1 protein-coding gene is annotated in these 912 nt (G+C 60.1%); it reads left to right on the top strand.

Annotated elements, in window-relative coordinates:
- Window positions 1-215 precede the first annotated feature (215 nt).
- Window positions 216-912: glycine betaine ABC transporter substrate-binding protein (locus tag NW818_RS13760; RefSeq protein ID WP_414424874.1), on the top strand; the 697-nt coding region annotated here is incomplete at its 3' end.

Raw genomic sequence — 912 nt, 5'->3', positions numbered from 1 at the left:
CTATCGCGCCAGCGGGACGGAGTCCTTACACTTGGGCTATTTCAAACCAACTTGCAGTGACCGTACTGGCGATCTCTACGGTTGGTTCTTGCAGTTACGGCTCAGGGAAAATAATGGTTTAATGGTGACTTAACAGTCGAAACTTCCTGGCCCAGGCCGGAACGCTCTCGGCAGGGCCTCTTGTCATTAGCCTGGGATCCCTTCTCCCCTTGCCTATGCTGAAAACCACTCGTCGCTTGGCTTTGCTGGCCCTGTCGGGGCTGGCAGCTCTTGTTCTCACTCCCCAAGGGGGCCTCGCCAAGCCCATTACCGTCGGCTCCAAGGACTTTACCGAGCAGTTTATTCTGGGGGAAATGTACGCCTTAGCCCTGGAGGCGGCAGGGTTCACGGTGGAGCGCAAGCTCAACCTGGGCGGAACACCGGTAGCCCATGCGGGCTTGCTGAGCGGCGAGATCGATCTCTACCCCGAGTACACCGGCACCGGCCTGCTGACGGTGCTTAAACTGCCCACCAGCGGCGACCCGGCAGAGGTGTACGCGACGGTGGCCCGCGAGTACGAGAGCCGGTTCCAACTGATTTGGCTGGATCCCACCCCCATGAACAACACTCAGGCCCTGGCCATGACCCGAACTAGAGCGGCTGAGCTGGGCATCGCCACCATCTCGGACATGGTGGCCAAAGCGGGCGAGCTGGTGATGATCGGGCCGCCGGAGTTTCAAGCCCGCGAGGATGGACTACCCGGGATCCAAGCAGCTTACGGCAATTTTCGGCTCAAAGCCTACAAAGCAGTGGATCCCGGCCTCCGCTACCAGGGCTTGGTCAATGGGGAAGCGGATGTGGCGGTGGCCTTCGGCACCGATGGAGAAATTGCCGCCTTTGACCTGGTGCTGCTGGAGGATGACAAGCAGCTTT

The sequence above is a fragment of the Synechococcus sp. R6-5 genome (assembly GCF_047461775.1).
Classification (GTDB): Bacteria; Cyanobacteriota; Cyanobacteriia; order Thermostichales; family Thermostichaceae; genus Thermostichus.
Note: the sequence above shows the minus strand (reverse complement) of the source record. Positions and strands in the feature narration are given on the sequence as shown.